The organism is Streptomyces cynarae (genome assembly GCF_025642135.1).
Taxonomy (GTDB): Bacteria; Actinomycetota; Actinomycetes; order Streptomycetales; family Streptomycetaceae; genus Streptomyces; species Streptomyces cynarae.
Map to the genome: position 1 here is coordinate 4,586,483 of NZ_CP106793.1, position 19,410 is coordinate 4,605,892.

Consider the following 19,410-nt stretch of genomic DNA (forward strand, 5'->3'; position numbering starts at 1 on the left):
GCGCCTCGACGGCCGACCTGTACGGTCATCCGCAGTTGATGTTCACACGGCTGCATGGACAGCGGGGGAGGCGATCGGTGTGACCGAAGTCGAGGCCGAGGCGGGGACGGCGAAGCCGCGGCAGGAGGCCCGGATTTCCGCGGTGCGCGGCTTCGCGCGGTGGCCGGTCGATGGCTCGCCGAAGGAGGACGGCAAGGCACTGCGCGCACGGGTGCGGCGCCAGGCCCACGCCGAACTGGTGCTGGACCCCGACCGCCCGGACGCGGTCACCGCCGTCGAGGAGTCCAACCGCGGTCGCCTCCCCGAGCTCACGCCCATACGCGTCGGCAGGATGGCGGCCACACCGTTCGCGTTCCTGCGCGGCTCGGCGGGCCTCATGGCCTACGACCTCGCACGCACCCCGATGACCGGCATCCGCGCCCAGATCTGCGGCGACGCCCACGCGGCGAACTTCGGCCTGTACGGGGACGCCCGCGGCGGCCTGGTCATCGACCTGAACGACTTCGACGAGACGGTGCACGGCCCCTGGGAGTGGGATCTCAAGCGGCTCGCCGCCTCGCTGGTGCTCGCCGGCCGTGAGGCCGGGGCCGATGAGGACCGGTGCCGCCAGGCGGCGCAGGACGCGGTCGGCGCCTACCGGCGCACCATGCGCCTGCTGGCCAGGCTCCCGGTCCTGGACGCCTGGAACGCGATCGCGGACGAGGAGCTCGTCTCGCACACGGACGCCCACGATCTGCTCGGCACGCTGGAACGGGTCTCGGAGAAGGCGCGGGCCAACACGAGCGGGCGGTTCGCGGCGAAGGCGACGGAGCAGGTCGAGGACGGCGGCCGACGCTTCGTGGACGCGCCGCCGGTGCTGCGCCGCATACCGGACGCGGAGGCCGAGTCGGTCGCGGCGGCGCTGGAGGAGTATCTGACGACGCTGCCCGAGGACCGTCTCCCGCTCCTCGCCCGGTACGCGGTGCACGACGTGGCGTTCCGCGTCGTCGGCACGGGAAGTGTGGGCACCCGCTCCTATGTGGTGCTGCTTCTCGACCACCGAGGCGAACCGCTGATCCTCCAGGTCAAGGAGGCCCGCCCGTCGGCCCTGCTGCCCCACCTGGCCACGTCCGGGCATCCGGTGCCGGAGGTGGACCACGAGGGCCGCCGGGTCGTCCAGGGGCAGAAGCGCATGCAGGTCGTCAGCGACATCCTGCTGGGCTGGACGACGGTCGACGGACGCCCCTACCAGGTACGGCAGTTCCGTAACCGCAAGGGCAGCGTCGACCCGGCGGCCCTGGCCGCCGACCAGATAGACGACTACGCCCGCATGACCGGGGCGCTGCTGGCCCGCGCCCACAGCCACAGCGCCGACCCGCGCCTTATCTCGGGCTACTGCGGCAAGAACGAGGAACTGGACGAGGCGACAGCGGCCTTCGCCGTGGCATACGCGGACCGCACGGAGGCGGATCACGCGGAACTGGTGGCGGCTGTGCGGAGTGGGCGGATCGCGGGGGAGATGGGGGTCTGAGGGGCTGGGGGGAGGGGGAGGGAGGGGGAGGGGGAGGGAGGCCCCCCCAAGGGTGTCGATCTGCCGGGCGCCCGACCTCACCGGACCACGGCAGAGCCCCCGCGACCGTGTCTTACGCTGGTGCGGTGACGACGCCCGATGCCGAGCAGAGCCAGACCGTGTCCGAGGCCGAGGAGCCGGTTGCCGAGGGCACCGGTTCGGGCGGGGCCGGGGGTGCCGGGGCGCGGCCCGAGGAGCGGCTGGAGCGGGCCGTGCGGGCCGCCGAGCAGGCGTTGATCGAGTACGAGATCGCCGTGGAGACCTTCCGCGTGGAGGTCGAGAACTTCTCCCGGTTGCACCACCAGAAGCTCGGCCCCGTGTACGCGCGCCTGGAGGAGCTGGACGCGGAGATCGCCGAGGCACGGGCCGCCCGCACCCAGGATCCGGAGGACATACGGCGTGCCCATGAGGCACGTGCCCGGGTCCTTCCGATGCCGGGTGTGGAGGAGCTGTTCCACGGCTGGATGGACTCCGGCGGGCTGTTCCCGGAGGCGCAGGCCATGCTGACGGACCAGCCCGTGCGGCCTCCGCAGCGCGTGCGGCCCAGCGAGGAGGCCCGCAAGCTGTACCGCGAGCTGGCCCGCAAGGCCCACCCCGACCTCGCTCAGGGCGAGGACGAGCGCAAACGGCGGGACGAGTTCATCGCCCGGGTCAACGCCGCCTACGCCCGCGGCGACGAGGCCCTGCTGCGGGAGCTGTCCGAGGAGTGGGCCGCCGGCCCCGTCCCCGAGGAGCGCCGGCCGAGTCACAGCGAGGAGCTCTACGCCCGTCTCGAGTGGCTTTCCCGGCGCAAGGAACTGCTCACGCTGGTGGCCCGGGAGCTGGAGGAGGGTGCGATCGGCTCGATGCTGCGGCTGGCCCCAGACGACCCCGATGCTCTCCTCGAGGAGATCGCGGAGCAGCTGCTGGCCCAGGTCGCGCAGAAGGAAGCCGAGCTGGAGGCGCTGCGCGGCTGAGCCCGCCGCGGCGGTCGACGATGGCGGGCACGTCCGCGTCGGCGTCGGGTAGCGTCGGGGTATGCATTTCGGAGCTGGTGTGCCCACGGTCGAGGTCGCGGACCTCAAGGACGACGACTTCCTGCTGGACGTCCGCGAGGACGACGAGTGGCGGGCGGGTCACGCGGAGGGGGCGCTGCACATCCCCCTCAGCGAGTTCGTCGCGCGCTACGGAGAGTTCACCGAGGCGGCGCCGCAGGACGGACGGGTGCATGTGATCTGCCGCTCCGGGGGCCGTTCGGCTCAGGTGGCGATGTACCTGGTCCAGCAGGGCATCGACGCGGTGAACGTCGACGGCGGCATGCAGGTGTGGGCCGCCGAGGGCCGGCCGGTCGTGGACGCCAAGGGCGAGCCCGGCATCGTGCTGTAGTCCGGCGCCGGGAGGTCGTGCCGCAGGCCGGCCCTGGGGCGTGGGGCGCAGTGCGTCCCCCGGACGTCGTGCTGTAGTCCGGCCGGGACTTTTGCGAGCGGGGGCGTCCCCCGTTCAACCCAGCGGGTGCGCCGCCAGCAGGTCGCCCAGGCTCTCCTCGTGTGCCGCCGCCGGGCCGAGTGACAGCTCCAGGTGCTTGGCCCAGGCGTGGTACCGGTGCAGGGGGTAGTCGGTGTCGGCGCCGAAGCCGCCGTGCAGATGCTGCGCGGTCTGCACCACCCGCCGTACGCCCTCCGAAGCCCAGATCTTCGCCACCGCGACGTCCCCGGCCGTCGGCAGCGTTCCCGTCGTGCCGGACGTGATGCGCCACGCGGCCTGCCAGAGTGTGGCCTCCATGGCGCGCAGGTCCATGTATCGGTCGGCGGCCTGCACTGCGACCGCCTGGAATGTGGCGATGGGGTGGCCGAACTGTTCCCGCTTGCCGGCGTACTCGCTGGTCATCCTCAGCGCGGCCTCGGCGAGACCGAGCGCGAGCGCGCACGTACCAGTGGTGAGCAGCAGGCGCAGCCACTCCCAGGCCCCCTCGGTGTCGAGCACATACCGGCCGGCGATCCGTGCCGAGTCCAGCCGCAGCTCGGCGAGCCGTTCCCCGGTCGTGGAGAGCTGCTCGGCCAGAACGGCACCCTCGTGCGTGCGCGGCACCAGGGCGAGGACGGCGCGGCCGGAATCGTCGGTGTGGGCCGGTACGAGGATGAGGTCGGCGTTGTATGCCCAGGGCACCGCCGTCTGTGTCCCCTCCAGCACCCAGGTGCCGCCCTCCTGCCGTGCCACCACCGCCAGGTCGGCGGGGTCGTGCCCGGTCCGGCCGTGTGCGGCGATGGTGAGGACCGTCTCTCCCCGGCCGGTCCGTGCGAGTAGTTCCTCCTTCAACTCGGCGCTGCCGTAGGTCTGTACGGCGACCGCCGCCGTCGTGTTCTCCAGCAGCGGCACCCGTGCGAGCACTTTGGCCGACTCCCGCAGCACCAGGCAGAGGGCGATCGGGTCGAGACCCGCGCCGCCGTACTCCTCGTCCAGCAGCAGGCTGAGCAGGTCCGCGTCGGCGAGCCGCGTCCACAGCGTCCGGTCGAAGTCGTCGGCGACGGCGCCGGCGGTCAGTGCGGGGCTGGGCACCCCGTCCGGGGCGACCCCGGCGAACACGGCCTTCGCCGCTTCGACTGCCGCCTGCTGCTCCTCGCTGAAGGTGAAGTCCACGGCCTGTCCTCCTGGCGGTCCGCTGATCTGACGGTCCGTCAAGATAGAACAGGTTCTAGAAGAAGGGAACGGTCAGCGGACAGGCCCTCCCGGGAACGCCTGGCAAACGTCTCCGCGGGGGAACGCTCACCGGTCGAAGTCCAGCTCCACCGTCTCCGTGACCGGATGCGACTGGCACGCCAGCACATATCCGGCCTCCGTCTCCTCCGGCTCGAGCGCGAAGTTGCGGTCCATCCGTACCTCGCCGGAGACCAGGAAGGCCCGGCAGGTGCCGCACACTCCGCCCTTGCAGGCGTAGGGCGCGTCGGGACGGTTGCGCAGCACCGTCTCCAGCAGCGACTCGCCGTCCTGGACCGGCCAGGTGCCGCCGCGTCCGTCGAGCCGCGCGGTCACCCTGCTGTGTGCGGGGGCCGGAGCGGACGGCGTGGCCACGGGTCCGTCGTCCACATGGAAGATCTCCTCGTGGATCCGCGTCCGCGGCACTCCCAGCCCGCGCAGCGCCCGCTCCGCCGACTGCACCAGCCCGAACGGTCCGCACAGGAACCAGCCGGCGACCTCCTCCACCGGCAGCAGCGCCGGCACCAGTCGGGCCAGCCGCTCCCGGTCGAGCCGCCCGGAGGGCAGTCCCGCCTGCTGTTCCTCCCGGGAGAGCACCGTGACCAGCTGGAACCGCTCGGGGTAGCGGTCCTTGAGGTCGGCGACCTCCTCCAGGAACATCGTCGAGGCCGTCGTGCGGTCGCTGCGTATGAGGCAGAACCGCGCGCCGGGTTCCCGCTCCAGGAGTGTCGTCACGATCGACAGCACGGGGGTGATGCCGCTTCCGCCCACCACGGCCGCGTACAGCCCGGGTGCCGGCTCGAGCGTGAACCGTCCTGCCGGTGTCATCACCTCCAGTTCGTCGCCCTCGGCGATCTCCTTGAGCGCGTAGGTGGAGAAGGCTCCGCTTTCGACCAGCCGCACGCCGACCCGCAGCGTGCGCGGGCCCTCTTCGTCCGGTGCCGGCGCGGGGGAGCAGATCGAGTACGTACGCCGTATCTCCGCGCCGTCGGCGGTCCGGCGCAGCGCCAGGTGCTGGCCGGGCGTGTGCCGGTACTCCTCGCGCAGTGCGGGCGGCACGGCGAAGGTCAGGGCCACGGAGTCGTCGGTGAGCCGCTCCACCGAGGCCACCGGGAGCGGGTGGAACCGGGCCATCACAACTCCTTGAAGTGGTCGAACGGCTCACGGCAGGCGAGGCAGCGGCGCAGCGCCTTGCATGCGGTGGACGAGAAACGGCTGAGCAGCTCGGTCTCGGCGGACCCGCAGAACGGGCAGTGCACGGGGGCGTCCGCCTGGGCGGAGTCGGCGACGGTACGGGTGGGACCGAGGTCCACGGGCACCGGGCCCGACGCGTGCCGTCCGCGGACGCGTGGGGGTGCTATCCCGAACTCCTTCAGTTTGCGGCGGCCCTCCTCGGAGATGTCGTCCGTCGACCAGGCGGGGCTGAGGACCGTGCGTACGAGGACTTCCCGTACGCCGTGCTCGCGCAGCACCCGCTCTATGTCCATGGACATCGCTTCGAGCGCGGGGCATCCCGTGTACGTCGGGGTCAGCTCGACCTCCACCGCGTCCGTGCCGCGCACATGGACGGACCGTAGAACGCCCAGCTCCTCCAGGGTGAGCACGGGCAGCTCGGGGTCGGGGACGGAGCCGGCGAGCCGGCGCAGTTCCTCTTCGAGGGCCGTCGCGGTCACCATGATGCTCCCGGGTGACTGCGGTGCAGATGCTGCATCTCGGCGAGCATCCGCCCGAACGGTTCGGTGTGCAGGCCCTGCCGTCCCGCGCCCGCGGTCCACGCCCCGGTACGCGGCCCCTGGGGGACTTCGAGGGTGGCCCGGCGCAGGATGTCGCCGACCGAGTCCAGCCAGGCCCGCTCCATGCCGGTCCAGTCGACGTCCACACCCTCCACCGGCTGGAACATCTCTCCCGTGTACCGCCACAGCGCCTCGCACGCGCGACGCATCCGCTCATGGCTCATGTCGGTGCCGTCGCCGAGCCGCAGCGTCCACTGCTCGGCGTGGTCCTGGTGGTAGGCGACCTCCTTGACCGCCTTGGCGGCGAGGCCGGCGAACTCGCTGTCCCCGGCGGCGAGTTCGCTGTACAGGAGCCGCTGATAGGTCGAGAAGTACAGCTGGCGGGCGATGGTGTGCGAGAAGTCGCCGTTCGGCTGTTCCACCAGCTGCAGGTTGCGGAAGGCGCGCTCCTCGCGCAGGTACGCCAGCTCGTCCTCGTCGCCCACCATGGACAGCAGCACCCGGGCCTGGCCCAGCAGGTCGAGGGCGATGTTGGCGAGGGCGACCTCCTCCTCCAGTACCGGCGCGTGGCTCGCCCACTCCCCCAGGCGGTGCGAGAGCACCAGGGCGTCGTCGCCGAGGGCCAGGGCGGCCGCGGTGTGCGCGGTGACGGTCACAGGTGCTTCACCCCTTCCGGGATCTCGTAGAACGTCGGGTGGCGGTACGGCTTGTCGGCGGCCGGTTCGAAGAACGGGTCCTTCTCGTCCGGCGAGGACGCGGTGATCGCGGCGGAGGGCACGACCCAGATCGAGACACCCTCGCCGCGCCGGGTGTACAGGTCGCGCGCGTTGCGCAGGGCCAGCTCGGCGTCCGGGGCGTGCAGGCTGCCGGCGTGGGTGTGTGAAAGGCCGCGGCGTGAGCGCACGAAGACCTCCCACAGGGGCCAGTCGGTGTTCGTCATGCGTGCTGCGCTCCCGTTCCGCCGTTGTGCTTCGCCGCGTACGCCGCGGCTGCCTCCCGTACCCAGGCGCCTTCCTCGTGGGCCTGCTTGCGCTGGGTCAGCCGCTGCTCGTTGCAGGGGCCGTTGCCCTTGAGGACCTCCCAGAACTCCGTCCAGTCGATGGGCCCGAAGTCGTGGTGCCCGCGCTCCTCGTTCCACTTCAGGTCCGGGTCGGGGAGGGTCAGGCCCAGGGACTGCGCCTGGGGGACGCAGATGTCGACGAAGCGCTGGCGCAGTTCGTCGTTCGAGTGCCGCTTGATCTTCCAGGCCATCGACTGCGCGGAGTGGGCGGACTCGTCGTCGGGCGGGCCGAACATCATCAGGGACGGCCACCACCAGCGGTTCACCGCGTCCTGTGCCATCGCGTGCTGCTCCGGTGTGCCTCGGCTCAGGGCCAGAAGCAGTTCGTAGCCCTGGCGCTGGTGGAAGGACTCCTCCTTGCAGATGCGGACCATCGCGCGCGCGTACGGCCCGTAGGAGCAGCGGCACAGGGGCACCTGGTTGGTGATCGCGGCGCCGTCCACGAGCCAGCCGATGGCGCCGACGTCCGCCCAGGTCAGCGTCGGGTAGTTGAAGATCGATGAATACTTCTGGCGGCCGGTGTGCAGCTTGTCGAGCAGTTCGTCGCGGCTGGTGCCGAGCGTTTCCGCCGCGCCGTACAGGTACAGTCCGTGGCCCGCCTCGTCCTGGACCTTGGCCATCAGGATCGCCTTGCGGCGCAGCGAGGGAGCGCGCGTGATCCAGTTGGCCTCCGGCTGCATGCCGATGATCTCGGAGTGCGCGTGCTGGGCGATCTGCCGGACGAGGGTGGCGCGGTAGGCGTCGGGCATCCAGTCGCGGGGCTCGATGCGCTCGTCGGCGGCCACGGCGGCGTCGAACACGGCCTCGTACGCCGTCGCGTCCGCCGCTGTGCCGTCCGCGCGGGCCGGCCGGTGCGCTGCTGCTGTCGCCATGCGGTCCCCCTGACCACTCGCCTATTCCCGACCGATCGTTCGGTCCGGTCGATTCAATGGTGAGGCGGGGCGCCGTAGGGTGTCAACCGCTGTGGACGACCTGCGGCGACCGTCCGTCCGCTGTGCCGATCGGGCTGTGCGGGGCGGGCGGGGCTGAGTACCGTTCCGGGTGCGCATCCCCGGTGTGCTGCGAACGGGTGAGGCGAGCCGGCGGGCCGCCGCGGAAAAGGCAGGTGGTGCCCGGCCGGCGGTACGGCGGCGGAACCACGGCCGGAGAGCTCGGGAGACGGGGCGGGATGGACGCGTACGACAAGGGACCGGACGCCCGGCGGGGTCGGCCGGGCGACTGCGCCGACCCGGTGTCCCCCCTGCCCGAGGGCGCCATGACGGACATCACAGAGGAGCACGAGGGACAGAGGGACGCCGGGGGTGCCCCTCCCCCCGAACCCGCCGCCTCATCGGAAGGCCCCTCCCCGGAAGGCCCCTCCCCGGAATCCGCCTTCCCGGCTCCCGCACCCCGCACGGGCATAGCCGCCCTCTCGCTCCGCTACCAGGTCGCCGCCGCTCTGGTGCTCGCGGTCGTCGCGGTCGCCGCCTGTGTGCATCTGGGCATGGTGTTCCTGCACGTCGCGCCCCCGAACACACTCACGAAAAAGCACGGCAAGGCGATCGACGACTGGATCTACCCGGAGTTCGAACAGAACTGGAAGCTGTTCGCTCCCAACCCGCTGCAGCAGAACATCGACGTCCAGGTCCGCGCCGAGGTGCGCACCCGGGACGGCTCAGAGCGCACGACCGGCTGGTACGACCTGTCGGCGCTCGACGGCGACGCCATCCACGGCAATCTTCTGCCGAGCCACACCCAGCAGAACGAACTGCGTCGCGCCTGGGACTTCTACGTCGCCTCGCACGACGGCGAGAACCGCCCCGCGGGCCTGCGCGGCGCCCTGTCCGAGAACTATCTGCGCCGCGTGGTGGTCGTGCGTCTCGACCGGGAGCACGCGGCAGGCCGCGGCGAGACCCTCGAAAGCGTCCAGGTCCGCTCCCGCACCACCGACGTGCCGCCGCCCAAGTGGAGCGACGAACAGGTGCCCAGCACGCCCGTGTACCGCCGGCTGCCGTGGTGGTCGCTTCCGGACGGCGAGCGGACGGGGGCGAGCGTCTGATGAACCGTGTCGCCCTGTCCGTCGCGCGCGGCATCGCCCGAGTCGCCGACGCCGCCCTCGGCCCGTACCAGACCGCGGTCGTACGCATCGGCTTCGCGGCCACCTGGCTGCTGTTCCTGCTGCGGGAGTTCCCCCACCGCCAGGAGATGTACGGACCCGACGGCCCGTGGAGCTGGGACCTGGCCCGGCAGCTCATCGCGGACAACCACGCCTTCACGATCCTGACGTGGTCAGGCAGCCAGGTCTGGTTCGAGGCCGTGTACGCCCTCGCCGTGCTGTCGAGCGCCCTCTTCCTCGTCGGATGGCGCACCCGCGCGATGTCCGTGCTGTTCATGGTGGGCGTGCTGTCGCTGCAGAACCGCAGCGTGTTCATGGGTGACGGCGGTGACAACGTCATCCACCTGATGGCGATCTACCTGGTCTTCACGCGCTGCGGACAGGTGTGGTCGCTGGACGAGCGACGCGAACGGCGCGCCCGTGCGGTACGCGCGCGTGGGGAGCGGCCCCGGCCCGACCGGGCGGGGCCCGTGCTGTGGGGTGTGCTCGGCCTCGTGCTGGCCCTGGCGACGGGTGCGGGCCGGCTCGGCGCCGGCTGGCTTGCCGTGTACTGGGGGCTGTGGGGCGTGCAGGGCCTGTGGTGGTGCGTCGTCCGGCGCGCCCCGCACGGCGAGCCCCGCATCCTGCTGGACGTCGTCGCCAACCTCGTGCACAACGCCGCCCTGCTCGTGATCATGGCCGAGGCGTGTCTGATCTACTCGACGGCCGGCTGGTACAAGATCCAGGGCTCGCGTTGGCAGGACGGCACCGCTGTCTACTACCCGCTGCACCTGAGCTCCTTCTCGCCCTGGCCCGCCCTGTCCGACCTGCTGTCCTCGCAGGGCACGCTGGTGCTGCTGGTGACGTACGGGACGGTCGCGGCGCAGGTCGCGTTCCCGTTCACCCTCTTCAACCGGCGTGTGAAGAACGTCCTGCTGGCGTGCATGATGACCGAGCACGCGGTGATCGCCGTGGTCCTCGGGCTGCCGTTCTTCTCCCTGGCGATGATCGCCGCCGACGCCGTGTTCCTGCCCACGTCCTTCCTGCTCAGACTGGGCGGCTGGGCGTCACGCGCGCGCGAGCGCCTGGCCGCGGGCCGTGTCGCCCCGGCGCTGCCTCGCCCGCGCCCGCACCGGCCGCCCACCGAGGAGCCGACCGAGCCCGCACAGGCAGGCTCGTCGGCCTGAGCCGCACGTAGGCTGCACAGCATGACCGACCCGTCCCGCGGCGCCACCGACCCGCTGACCACCTGGCACAGGCTCGCCGCCTCCTGCGTGCTGCTCGACGGTTTCCACGCGCTCAAGCACGCGGTCCGCTTCCACGCCCGGGTGCCGGTCGCCGTCACCACCGACCGGGGTGCGGCACTCGCCCTGGCCGACGAGCTCGCCCCTGACGTACGGGACACCCTGGACACGCTGCTGACGGAGGTCCCCGACGACGCGTACCGGGCCCTCGTACCGCGCCCGCACCCCACCGGGGTCGCGGCCCTCGCCGAGCGCCCCTCGCGCGAGACCAACCTGGAGACGCTGCGGCGCACGCCCCGCACCGCCCCCGTCGTCGTCCTCGACAACCCCCGCAACCTGGGCAACGCGGGCGCCGTGATCCGGCTGGCGGCCGGCTTCGGCGCGACCGGGGTGGTCACGACCGGAACACTCGACCCCTGGCACCCCACGGTGGTCCGCGGCGGGGCGGGGCTGCACTTCGCGACCGCCGTGGAGCGGCTGACCGTGGCCGAGCTGCCGCCCGGCCCGGTCTTCGCGCTGGACCCGGAGGGCGACGACATCCGCGGGCTGAAACTCCCCGACGACGCCGTGCTCGCGTTCGGCTCCGAGCGCACCGGCCTCTCCGCCGAGCTGCGCGCCCGCACCGACCACCTGGTGTCCCTGCCGATGCGCCCCCAGGTCTCCAGCTACAACCTCGCGACCAGCGTGGCCATGACGCTGTACCACTGGAGCGCGACCGGGGGCGCATCCGCCTGAGCCGTCGCCAGGGCCTACGACTCCCGGCGCACCTCCACCACCCGGAAGCGGTTCGCCACGAACGCCCCGTCGCACAGGGTCGCGTTGGCCGCCGGGTTGCCGCCCGAGCCGTGGAAGTCGGAGAAGGCGGCCGTCTGGTTGACGTACACCCCGCCGGTCAGGTTGAGCGAGAGCTGGGCGGACTCCTCCAGGCAGACCTCCTCGACGGCCTGCTCGACCTCCTCGGAGGTGGTGTACGCACCCACGGTCATCGCGCCCTTGTCCCTGATCGTGCGCCGCAGCAGCTCCACCGCGTCCGTCGCCGAGTCCACCGCGACGGCGAAGGCGACGGGGCCGAAGCACTCGCTCATGTAGGCGGCCTCGGCGTCCGGCTTGGCGCCGTCGAGCTTGACGACGACCGGTGTGCGGACGACGGCCTTCGGGAACTCCGCATTGGAGATCTCGCGTGAGGCCAGGGCGACCTCGCCGAGCCCGGCCGCCGCCTCCAGGCGCGCCTTGACGTCCGGGTTCACGATCGCGCCGAGCAGCGCGTTCGCCCGCGCGTCGTCGCCCAGCAGGCCGTCGACCGCCTTCGCCAGGTCGGCGACCACTTCGTCGTACGACTTCGGGCCGTCGTCGGTGGTGATGCCGTCCCGGGGGATCAGCAGGTTCTGCGGGGTGGTGCACATCTGGCCGCTGTACAGCGAGAGGGAGAACGCCAGGTTGGACAGCATCCCCTTGTAGTTGTCGGTCGACTCCACGATCACCGTGTTGACGCCGGCCTTCTCCGTGTAGACCTGGGCCTGGCGGGCGTTGGCCTCCAGCCAGTCGCCGAATGCCGTGGAGCCCGTGTAGTCGATGATCCGGATCTCCGGGCGGACGGCCAGTGCCTTGGCGATGCCTTCCCCGGGGCGCTCGGCGGCCAGCGCCACCAGGTTCGGGTCGAAGCCGGCCTCGGCGAGCACCTGGCGGGCCGCCTGCACCGTGAGCGCGAGAGGCAGCACCGCGCGCGGGTGTGGCTTGACCAGCACCGCGTTGCCGGTCGCGAGGGAGGCGAACAGGCCCGGGTAGCCGTTCCACGTCGGGAAGGTGTTGCAGCCGATGACCAGCGCGATACCGCGCGGCACGGCCTTGAAGGTCTTGGTCAGCGCCAGCGGGTCGCGCTTGCCCTGGGGCTTGGTCCACTCCGCGGTGTCGGGTGTGCGGGCCTGCTCCGCGTACGCGTACGCCACCGCCTCCAGGGCGCGGTCCTGTGCGTGCGGGCCGCCCGCCTGGAACGCCATCATGAAGGCCTGGCCGCTGGTGTGCATGACCGCGTGCGCGAACTCGTGCGTCCGGTCGCTGATGCGCTTGAGGATCTCCAGGCACACCATCGCGCGCATCTCCGCGCCCGCGTCGCGCCACGCCTTCTGACCCGCGCGCATGGCGGGCAGCAGTACGTCGATGTCAGCGTGCGGATAGGTGATGCCCAGCTCGATGCCGTACGGGGAGACCTCGCCGCCCGTGAAGTCGTCCGTGCCGGGCTGGCCGAGGTCGAGGCGGGAGCCGAGGAGCGCCTCGAAGGCGGCCTTGCCGGCGGCCGCGTCCAGGCTGCCGTTCTCACCGTAGGCCTTGGGGTGCTCGGGGTGGGGGGACCAGTACGCGCGCGTACGGATCGCTTCCAGCGCCTGGTCGAGGGTGGGCCGGTGCTGGGTGATCAGCTGGTGCGCGGTGAGTTCGGCGGCCATGCGGGACCAACTCCTCGTCTTGAGAGCTCTTCCTTGAGCTCGTGACCTGGGCAGGAACAGCCGGACAGGGTTAGAGTAACCGAACGATCGGTCGGGACAAGGGTGTCCGGCGTATCTGTGGACAAGGGGGTCCGCCGCATCCGTGGACAACCCCGTGCGGGAGGATCGCGCACATGACAGCACTCGACCTCAGCAGTCCCGTGGCCGTTGTGGGCACCGGCACCATGGGCCAGGGCATAGCCCAGGTCGCGCTGGTCGCAGGCCACCCGGTGCGGCTGTACGACGCCGTCCCCGCCCGCGCCCGCGAGGCGGCCGCGGCGATCGGCGCGCGCCTCGACCGGCTCGTCGAGAAGGACCGGCTCACGGGCGCCGAGCGCGACGCGGCACTGGCCCGCCTCCTGCCCGCCGAGAGCCTGGCCGAGCTCGCGGACTGCGCGCTCGTGCTGGAGGCGGTCCTGGAACGCCTCGAGGTGAAACAGCAGCTGTTCCGGGAGCTGGAGGACATCGTCGGCGAGGACTGCCTGCTCGCCACCAACACCTCCTCCCTGTCCGTGACCGCGATCGGCGGTGCCCTCAGGGGCCCGGGCCGCTTCGTCGGGCTGCACTTCTTCAACCCGGCGCCGCTGCTGCCGCTGGTCGAGGTCGTCTCCGGGTTCGCCACCGACGTGACGTCGGCCACGCGCGCGTACGAGACGGCCCGCGCCTGGGGCAAGACCCCCGTCGCCTGCGCGGACACCCCCGGCTTCATCGTCAACCGCATCGCGCGGCCGTTCTACGCCGAGGCGTTCGCGGTGTACGAGGCGCAGGCCGCCGACCCGGCCACGATCGACGCCGTGCTGCGCGAGTCGGGCGGCTTCCGGATGGGCGCCTTCGAGCTGACCGACCTGATCGGGCAGGACGTCAACGAATCCGTCACCCGCTCCGTCTGGGACTCCTTCTTCCAGGACGTGCGCTTCACGCCCTCGCTCGCGCAGCGGCGGCTGGTCGAGTCGGGCCGGCTCGGCCGCAAGAGCGGACGCGGCTGGTACGACTACGCGGACGGCGCCGAGCGGCCCGAACCGCACACCGCGGAGAAGGCGCAGGCACCCTCGTACGTGGTCGCCGAGGGCGACCTCGGCCCCGCCTCGGAGCTGCTCGCGCTGATCCGGGAGGCGGGTATCGGGGTCCGTGAGGAGGACGAGGACCACGGCACGCGCCTGGTACTGCCGAGCGGCGGCCAGCTCGTCCTCGCCGACGGCCAGACCTCCGTGGAGTTCCGCGACGTCGTCTACTTCGACCTGGCGCTCGACTACCGCAGGGCGACCCGCATCGCCCTGTCCGCCTCCCAGGACACCTCCGCGCAGACCCTGGCCGAGGCGACCGGGCTCTTCCAGGCGCTCGGCAAGGACGTCAGCGTCATCGGGGACGTGCCCGGCATGATCGTCGCCCGCACGGTGGCCCGCATCATCGACCTCGCGCACGACGCCGTCGCCAAGGGCGTGGCCACCGAGGAGGACATCGACACCGCGATGCGTCTCGGCGTCAACTACCCCCTCGGTCCCTTCGAGTGGAGCCGCAGGCTCGGCCGCGGCTGGGCCTACGACGTCCTGGACGACCTGCATCTGCGCGACCCCTCCGGACGGTACGCCCCGTCCCTCGCGCTCTACCGCCACGCGTACGCCTCCGAGAAGCGGGAGGGCACCTCATGACCACCGCCAAGCGCGACACGTACACCCCGGAGAGCCTGCTCTCCGTCGCGGTGCAGGTCTTCAACGAGCGCGGCTACGACGGCACCTCCATGGAGCACCTGTCCAAGGCGGCGGGCATCTCCAAGTCGTCGATCTACCACCACGTCGCCGGCAAGGAGGAGCTGCTGCGCCGCGCCGTCAGCCGCGCCCTGGACGGCCTGTTCGGGATCCTCGACGAGGAGCACGCGCGCGAGGGGCGCCCGGTGGAGCGGCTGGAGTACGTCGTCAGGCGCATGGTCGAGGTGCTCACCGCCGAACTGCCGTATGTGACGCTGCTGCTGCGGGTGCGCGGCAACACCGGCACCGAGCGGTGGGCGCTGGAGCGGCGCCGCGAGTTCGACCACCGGGTCGCCGAGCTGCTCAAGGCGGCCGCCGCCGACGGGGACGTGCGCGGCGACGTGGAGGTGCGGCTCGCCACGCGGCTCGTCTTCGGGATGATCAACTCGATCGTGGAGTGGTACCGGCCCGACGGGCGCGGCATGGGCGAGCGGGAAGTGGCCGACGCGGTCGCGCGGCTGGCCTTCGGCGGGCTCCGCAAGGAGTCCTGAACGCGCCTTGGCGGCTTGACGGCGACCTGATCCGAAAGAGAGGCCCCTAGCCCTCCGGCTCCACGTCCTCCTCCTCGAACACCAGCAGCGTGCGCGTGCTGAGCACTTCGGGGATCGCCTGGAGCCGGGTGAGGACCAGCTCGCGCAGCGCCCGGTTGTCCGGTGTGTGCACCAGCAGCAGGACGTCGAAATCGCCGCCCACCAGGGCGATGTGGGCGGCGCCGGGAAGCCTGCGCAGCTGTTCGTGGACGGTGCGCCAGGAGTTCTGGACGATTTTCAGGGTGATGTAGGCCGATGTGCCGTGACCGGCGCGCTCGTGGTTGACGCGGGCCCCGAAGCCGCGGATCACCCCGTCCTCGATGAGCCGGTTGATCCGCGCGTAGGCGTTGGCGCGTGAGACGTGGACGCGCTCGGCGACCGCCCGTATGGAGGCACGGCCGTCCGCCTGGAGCAGTTGCAGGATGTCCCGGTCGATGGCGTCGAGAGGGCGCGGGGACGGCGGAACGGGACTGTGCTCCGCGGGCTCGGCCATTTGTTCAGATGCCATGTACCCCCGCCTCTCTACCATGGACGTACTGCGTCCATCTCAGGGTGTGGAGAACCGTTTGTCCACAGCCTGGAGGGGCCTGTAGCCAAAATGTGCTGTCGACCGAACAATCGGTAGGTGAGGCGCATCACTCCCGTGGCGCGCCTGAAGCCGCTCCCACGAGGAGGTGCCGTCATGACGGTCATGGAGCAGCGGGGTGCCTACCGGCCGACCCCGCCGCCCGCCTGGCAGCCCCGTACCGATCCCGCACCGCTGCTGCCCGACGCGCGGCCGTACCGCGTCCTCGGCACCGAGGCCGCCGCAAAGGCCGACCCCGAGCTGCTGCGCCGGCTGTACGCCGAGCTGGTGCGCGGACGCCGGTACAACACGCAGGCGACGGCGCTGACCAAGCAGGGCCGCCTGGCCGTCTACCCCTCCAGCACCGGGCAGGAGGCCTGCCAGGTCGCCGCGGCGCTCGTCCTGCAGGAACGCGACTGGCTCTTCCCCAGCTACCGCGACACGCTCGCCGCCGTCGCCCGCGGCGTCGACCCCGTCCAGGCCCTGACCCTGCTGCGCGGCGACTGGCACACCGGCTACGACCCCTACGAGCACCGCGTGGCGCCCCTGTGCACCCCGCTCGCCACCCAGTTGCCGCACGCCGTGGGCCTCGCCCACGCCGCACGCCTGAAGGGCGACGACGTGGTGGCGCTCGCCCTGGTCGGCGACGGCGGCACCAGCGAGGGCGACTTCCACGAGGCCCTGAACTTCGCCGCGGTCTGGCAGGCACCGGTCGTCTTCCTGGTCCAGAACAACGGCTTCGCGATCTCCGTGCCGCTCGCCAAACAGACCGCCGCGCCCTCCCTCGCCCACAAGGCGGTCGGCTACGGCATGCCGGGCCGCCTGGTCGACGGCAACGACGCCGCCGCGGTGCACGAGGTGCTGGCCGACGCCGTGGCGCACGCGCGCGAGGGTGGCGGCCCCACGCTCGTCGAGGCGGTGACGTACCGCCTCGACGCGCACACGAACGCCGACGACGCGACCCGCTACCGCGCCGACGCCGAGGTCGAGGCCTGGCGCGACCACGACCCGATCGTGCTGCTGGAACGGGAGTTGACGGACCGCGGACTGCTCGACCAGGACGGGATGCGGGCCGCGCGCGAGGACGCCGAGGCCATGGCCGCCGACCTGCGCACGCGCATGAACCAGGACCCGGCGCTCGACCCGAGGGAGCTCTTCGCCAACGTGTACGCCGAGCCCACCTCCCAACTGATGGAGCAGGAAGCCCAGTTGCGGGCTGAGCTGGACGCGGAGGCCGCGGGACCGGAAGGAGCCGGGCGATGACGACCGTGGCCCTCAAGCCGGCCACCATGGCCCAGGCCCTGACGCGGGCGCTCCGCGACGCCATGGCGGCCGATGCGTCCGTGCACGTCATGGGCGAGGACGTCGGCACACTCGGCGGTGTCTTCCGCGTCACCGACGGGCTCGCCAAGGAGTTCGGCGACGACCGCTGCACGGACACGCCGCTCGCCGAGGCGGGCATCCTCGGCACGGCCGTCGGCATGGCGATGTACGGCCTCAGGCCGGTCGTCGAGATGCAGTTCGACGCGTTCGCGTACCCCGCGTTCGAGCAACTGGTCAGCCATGTCGCGCGTATGCGCAACCGGACCCGTGGCGCGATGCCGCTGCCGATCACCGTCCGTGTTCCCTACGGGGGAGGCATCGGCGGTGTGGAGCACCACAGTGACTCCTCCGAGGCGTACTACATGGCGACTCCGGGCCTCCACGTCGTCACGCCGGCGACCGTCGCCGACGCCTACGGGCTGCTGCGGGCCGCGATCGCCTCGGACGACCCGGTCGTCTTCCTGGAACCCAAGCGGCTGTACTGGTCCAAGGACACCTGGAACCCCGAGGAGCCCGAGGCCGTCGAGCCGATAGGCCGTGCGGTGGTGCGGCGCCCGGGCCGGAGCGCCACGCTGATCACGTACGGTCCGTCGTTGCCGGTGTGCCTGGAGGCGGCCGAGGCGGCGCGCGCCGAGGGCTGGGACCTCGAAGTCGTGGACCTGCGGTCCCTGGTGCCGTTCGACGACGCGACGGTGACCGCGTCCGTGCGCCGCACGGGCCGGGCCGTGGTGGTGCACGAGTCGAACGGGTTCGGCGGTCCCGGAGGGGAGATCGCCGCGCGCGTGACGGAGCGCTGCTTCCACTATCTGGAGGCGCCGGTGCTACGGGTGGCCGGTTTCGACATCCCCTATCCGCCGCCGATGCTGGAGCGGCACCACCTGCCGGGCGTCGACCGGATCCTGGACGCCGTGGGGCGCCTGCAGTGGGAGGCGGGGAGCTGATGGCCCAGGTGCTGGAGTTCAGGCTGCCGGACCTCGGGGAGGGCCTGACCGAGGCGGAGATCGTCCGCTGGCTGGTGCAGGTCGGGGACGTCGTCGCGGTCGACCAGCCGGTCGTCGAGGTGGAGACGGCCAAGGCGATGGTCGAGGTGCCCTGCCCCTACGGCGGTGTGGTCACGGCCCGCTATGGCGAGGAGGGTACGGAACTGCCGGTCGGGGCACCGCTGTTGACGGTCGCCGTAGGCGCCCCAGCGGAGCCCGCGGCGGAGTCGTCCGGGAACGTGCTGGTCGGATACGGCACGTCGGCGGCCCCGGCGCGCCGCCGCAGGGTGCGACCGCCGCGGCCCGGAGCACGGCCCACGGACGGCGAACCGTCCGAAGGCCGTCGCACGGCTGAGCCCGCCACCGCGCGCCAGGTGCCCGCCGCCCAGCCCCCCGTGTCCGCCTCTCCACCGCGAACGCGCCGTCCCGCCGTCCCGGAGCGCCCTGACGGCCCCGTCCCGGTCATCTCCCCGCTGGTCCGCAGGCTCGCCCGCCAGAACGGCCTGGACCTGCGGCGGTTGACGGGGTCCGGACCCGACGGACTGATCCTGCGGGCGGACGTGGAGGGTGCCCTGAGGACCACGGCGGCCCACGAGGAGGCGCCGAAGACCACGGTGACCGCTCCGGCACCCCAGACGGCTCTCCTCGAACGCCCCGAGCCCCGTGCCGGTACCCGTATCCCCCTCAAGGGCGTGCGCGGTGCCGTGGCCGACAAGCTCTCCCGTAGCCGACGCGAGATCCCCGACGCGACCTGCTGGGTGGACGCCGACGCGACCGAGCTGATGCGCGCGCGGGCGGCGATGAACGCGGCCGGCGGCCCGAAGATCTCCCTGCTCGCGCTGCTGGCCCGCATCTGCACCGCGGCGCTCGCCCGGTTCCCGGAACTCAACGCCACCGTCGACACGGAGGCCCGGGAGATCGTCCGGCTCGACCAGGTGCACCTCGGGTTCGCCGCACAGACCGAGCGGGGGCTCGTCGTCCCCGTCGTACGCGACGCGCACTCGCGGGACGCCGAGTCGCTGACCGCGGAGTTCGCACGGCTCACCGAGGCCGCGCGAGCCGGGACCCTCACCCCCGCGGACCTCACCGGCGGGACGTTCACGCTGAACAACTACGGGGTGTTCGGCGTCGACGGCTCGACACCGATCATCAACCACCCCGAGGCGGCCATGCTCGGTGTCGGCCGTGTCGTCCCCAAGCCCTGGGTGCACGACGGGGAGCTCGCGGTGCGGCAGGTCGTGCAGCTCTCGCTCACCTTCGACCACCGGGTGTGCGACGGCGGCACGGCAGGCGGCTTCCTGCGGTACGTGGCGGACTGTGTGGAACAGCCCGCGGTGCTGCTGCGCACCCTCTGAGTGACGGCCGGGCCCGGGCGCACGCCCTGGGGAAACGGGCCCGGCCGCCTCGCCCCCGAGACGGGCCGGTCGGCGCCGTGTCAGTGATCCGTCGCGCAC

At 72.2% G+C, this 19,410-nt stretch carries 19 protein-coding genes; 11 read left to right on the forward strand and 8 right to left on the reverse strand.

Annotated features, from left to right (window positions below):
* The first annotated feature begins 79 nt into the window (after positions 1 to 79).
* The 3 genes from N8I84_RS21025 to N8I84_RS21035 all read left to right on the forward strand — a co-directional run bounded on the left by N8I84_RS21025 (position 80) and on the right by N8I84_RS21035 (position 2,914).
* Entirely contained in the window at positions 80 to 1,510 is a 1,431-nt protein-coding gene (locus N8I84_RS21025; protein ID WP_263230935.1) for a DUF2252 domain-containing protein, read from the forward strand.
* Between the two features lie 125 nt (positions 1,511 to 1,635).
* Entirely contained in the window at positions 1,636 to 2,505 is an 870-nt protein-coding gene (locus tag N8I84_RS21030; protein ID WP_263230936.1) for a J domain-containing protein, read from the forward strand.
* 79 nt (positions 2,506 to 2,584) lie between these two features.
* Positions 2,585 to 2,914 carry a rhodanese-like domain-containing protein gene (locus tag N8I84_RS21035; RefSeq protein WP_103837348.1) on the forward strand — a complete coding sequence of 110 codons (330 nt, stop codon included), beginning with the start codon at positions 2,585 to 2,587 and terminating at the stop codon, positions 2,912 to 2,914.
* A 114-nt stretch (positions 2,915 to 3,028) separates the two neighbouring features.
* Here the strand turns inward: N8I84_RS21035 and N8I84_RS21040 are convergent, their stop codons facing one another.
* The 6 genes from N8I84_RS21040 to paaA all read right to left on the reverse strand — a co-directional run bounded on the left by N8I84_RS21040 (position 3,029) and on the right by paaA (position 7,887).
* Positions 3,029 to 4,165 carry an acyl-CoA dehydrogenase family protein gene (locus tag N8I84_RS21040; RefSeq protein ID WP_263230937.1) on the reverse strand — a complete coding sequence of 379 codons (1,137 nt, stop codon included), beginning with the start codon at positions 4,163 to 4,165 and terminating at the stop codon, positions 3,029 to 3,031.
* A 126-nt stretch (positions 4,166 to 4,291) separates the two neighbouring features.
* On the reverse strand, positions 4,292 to 5,356 hold the full coding sequence (locus N8I84_RS21045) for a 2Fe-2S iron-sulfur cluster-binding protein (protein WP_263230938.1): 1,065 nt from the start codon (positions 5,354 to 5,356) through the stop codon (positions 4,292 to 4,294).
* Positions 5,356 to 5,898, reverse strand: a complete 543-nt coding sequence (paaD, locus tag N8I84_RS21050) for a 1,2-phenylacetyl-CoA epoxidase subunit PaaD (RefSeq protein WP_263230939.1) — start codon at positions 5,896 to 5,898, stop codon at positions 5,356 to 5,358. The genes N8I84_RS21045 and paaD overlap by 1 nt, the downstream gene beginning before the upstream one ends.
* Positions 5,892 to 6,611 (reverse strand): 1,2-phenylacetyl-CoA epoxidase subunit PaaC, encoded by a 720-nt coding sequence (gene paaC, locus N8I84_RS21055; RefSeq protein WP_263230940.1) that lies wholly within the window; start codon positions 6,609 to 6,611, stop codon positions 5,892 to 5,894. Before paaC ends, paaD begins: the two co-directional genes overlap by 7 nt.
* A complete protein-coding gene (paaB, locus tag N8I84_RS21060; RefSeq protein WP_037614825.1) occupies positions 6,608 to 6,895 on the reverse strand; it encodes a 1,2-phenylacetyl-CoA epoxidase subunit PaaB in 288 nt (95 codons plus the stop codon). The genes paaC and paaB overlap by 4 nt, the downstream gene beginning before the upstream one ends.
* On the reverse strand, positions 6,892 to 7,887 hold the full coding sequence (gene paaA / locus N8I84_RS21065) for a 1,2-phenylacetyl-CoA epoxidase subunit PaaA (RefSeq protein ID WP_263230941.1): 996 nt from the start codon (positions 7,885 to 7,887) through the stop codon (positions 6,892 to 6,894). The genes paaB and paaA overlap by 4 nt, the downstream gene beginning before the upstream one ends.
* Positions 7,888 to 8,183: 296 nt before the next feature.
* Between paaA and N8I84_RS21070 the strand changes: the two genes are divergently transcribed.
* Genes N8I84_RS21070 through N8I84_RS21080 form a run of 3 tightly spaced genes read left to right on the forward strand, consistent with a single transcriptional unit; the run spans position 8,184 to position 11,068 of the window.
* Positions 8,184 to 9,053: a DUF5819 family protein gene (locus N8I84_RS21070; protein ID WP_263230942.1), complete on the forward strand. Its 870-nt coding sequence runs from the start codon at positions 8,184 to 8,186 to the stop codon at positions 9,051 to 9,053.
* Positions 9,053 to 10,276 (forward strand): HTTM domain-containing protein, encoded by a 1,224-nt coding sequence (locus tag N8I84_RS21075; protein WP_263230943.1) that lies wholly within the window; start codon positions 9,053 to 9,055, stop codon positions 10,274 to 10,276. Before N8I84_RS21070 ends, N8I84_RS21075 begins: the two co-directional genes overlap by 1 nt.
* 21 nt (positions 10,277 to 10,297) lie before the next feature.
* Positions 10,298 to 11,068 carry a TrmH family RNA methyltransferase gene (locus N8I84_RS21080; protein ID WP_263230944.1) on the forward strand — a complete coding sequence of 257 codons (771 nt, stop codon included), beginning with the start codon at positions 10,298 to 10,300 and terminating at the stop codon, positions 11,066 to 11,068.
* 14 nt (positions 11,069 to 11,082) lie between these two features.
* Here the strand turns inward: N8I84_RS21080 and paaN are convergent, their stop codons facing one another.
* A complete protein-coding gene (gene paaN / locus N8I84_RS21085) occupies positions 11,083 to 12,774 on the reverse strand; it encodes a phenylacetic acid degradation protein PaaN (RefSeq protein WP_263230945.1) in 1,692 nt (563 codons plus the stop codon).
* Positions 12,775 to 12,947: 173 nt separating this feature from the next.
* Here paaN and N8I84_RS21090 point away from each other — a divergent pair, with 173 nt between their 5' ends.
* Together N8I84_RS21090 and N8I84_RS21095 are read left to right on the forward strand one after the other, a co-directional pair.
* Positions 12,948 to 14,462: a 3-hydroxyacyl-CoA dehydrogenase gene (locus tag N8I84_RS21090; protein WP_263230946.1), complete on the forward strand. Its 1,515-nt coding sequence runs from the start codon at positions 12,948 to 12,950 to the stop codon at positions 14,460 to 14,462.
* Positions 14,459 to 15,049, forward strand: coding sequence for a TetR/AcrR family transcriptional regulator (locus N8I84_RS21095; RefSeq protein ID WP_263230947.1), 591 nt, complete (start codon positions 14,459 to 14,461; stop codon positions 15,047 to 15,049). Before N8I84_RS21090 ends, N8I84_RS21095 begins: the two co-directional genes overlap by 4 nt.
* Before the next feature lie 46 nt (positions 15,050 to 15,095).
* Here the strand turns inward: N8I84_RS21095 and N8I84_RS21100 are convergent, their stop codons facing one another.
* Positions 15,096 to 15,581: an Lrp/AsnC family transcriptional regulator gene (locus N8I84_RS21100; RefSeq protein WP_263234840.1), complete on the reverse strand. Its 486-nt coding sequence runs from the start codon at positions 15,579 to 15,581 to the stop codon at positions 15,096 to 15,098.
* A gap of 189 nt (positions 15,582 to 15,770) precedes the next feature.
* On the opposite strand from N8I84_RS21100, the gene pdhA reads away from it, so the two are divergent.
* From pdhA to N8I84_RS21115, 3 genes are read left to right on the forward strand one after another with little or no spacing between them, the layout of a single operon-like run.
* Positions 15,771 to 16,916, forward strand: a complete 1,146-nt coding sequence (pdhA, locus tag N8I84_RS21105) for a pyruvate dehydrogenase (acetyl-transferring) E1 component subunit alpha (protein ID WP_263230948.1) — start codon at positions 15,771 to 15,773, stop codon at positions 16,914 to 16,916.
* Complete coding sequence (locus N8I84_RS21110) at positions 16,913 to 17,917, forward strand: alpha-ketoacid dehydrogenase subunit beta (protein ID WP_263230949.1); 1,005 nt, start codon at positions 16,913 to 16,915, stop codon at positions 17,915 to 17,917. The genes pdhA and N8I84_RS21110 overlap by 4 nt, the downstream gene beginning before the upstream one ends.
* The gene (locus tag N8I84_RS21115; protein WP_263230950.1) at positions 17,917 to 19,311 is read left to right on the forward strand and encodes a dihydrolipoamide acetyltransferase family protein; all 1,395 of its coding nucleotides are present in this window, start codon (positions 17,917 to 17,919) and stop codon (positions 19,309 to 19,311) included. The genes N8I84_RS21110 and N8I84_RS21115 overlap by 1 nt, the downstream gene beginning before the upstream one ends.
* Positions 19,312 to 19,410 lie beyond the last annotated feature (99 nt).

What these genes read in the sequence shown, in the direction of transcription:
- N8I84_RS21045 (WP_263230938.1), bottom strand. Translation starts at nt 5,356, where the DNA reads ATGGCCCGGTTCCACCCGCTCCCGGTGGCCTCGGTGGAGCGGCTCACC.
- paaD (WP_263230939.1), bottom strand. Translation starts at nt 5,898, where the DNA reads ATGGTGACCGCGACGGCCCTCGAAGAGGAACTGCGCCGGCTCGCCGGC.
- paaB (WP_037614825.1), bottom strand. Translation starts at nt 6,895, where the DNA reads ATGACGAACACCGACTGGCCCCTGTGGGAGGTCTTCGTGCGCTCACGC.
- paaA (WP_263230941.1), bottom strand. Translation starts at nt 7,887, where the DNA reads ATGGCGACAGCAGCAGCGCACCGGCCGGCCCGCGCGGACGGCACAGCG.
- N8I84_RS21070 (WP_263230942.1), top strand. Translation starts at nt 8,184, where the DNA reads ATGGACGCGTACGACAAGGGACCGGACGCCCGGCGGGGTCGGCCGGGC.
- N8I84_RS21075 (WP_263230943.1), top strand. Translation starts at nt 9,053, where the DNA reads ATGAACCGTGTCGCCCTGTCCGTCGCGCGCGGCATCGCCCGAGTCGCC.
- N8I84_RS21080 (WP_263230944.1), top strand. Translation starts at nt 10,298, where the DNA reads ATGACCGACCCGTCCCGCGGCGCCACCGACCCGCTGACCACCTGGCAC.
- paaN (WP_263230945.1), bottom strand. Translation starts at nt 12,774, where the DNA reads ATGGCCGCCGAACTCACCGCGCACCAGCTGATCACCCAGCACCGGCCC.
- N8I84_RS21090 (WP_263230946.1), top strand. Translation starts at nt 12,948, where the DNA reads ATGACAGCACTCGACCTCAGCAGTCCCGTGGCCGTTGTGGGCACCGGC.
- N8I84_RS21095 (WP_263230947.1), top strand. Translation starts at nt 14,459, where the DNA reads ATGACCACCGCCAAGCGCGACACGTACACCCCGGAGAGCCTGCTCTCC.
- N8I84_RS21100 (WP_263234840.1), bottom strand. Translation starts at nt 15,581, where the DNA reads ATGGCCGAGCCCGCGGAGCACAGTCCCGTTCCGCCGTCCCCGCGCCCT.
- pdhA (WP_263230948.1), top strand. Translation starts at nt 15,771, where the DNA reads ATGACGGTCATGGAGCAGCGGGGTGCCTACCGGCCGACCCCGCCGCCC.
- N8I84_RS21110 (WP_263230949.1), top strand. Translation starts at nt 16,913, where the DNA reads ATGACGACCGTGGCCCTCAAGCCGGCCACCATGGCCCAGGCCCTGACG.
- N8I84_RS21115 (WP_263230950.1), top strand. Translation starts at nt 17,917, where the DNA reads ATGGCCCAGGTGCTGGAGTTCAGGCTGCCGGACCTCGGGGAGGGCCTG.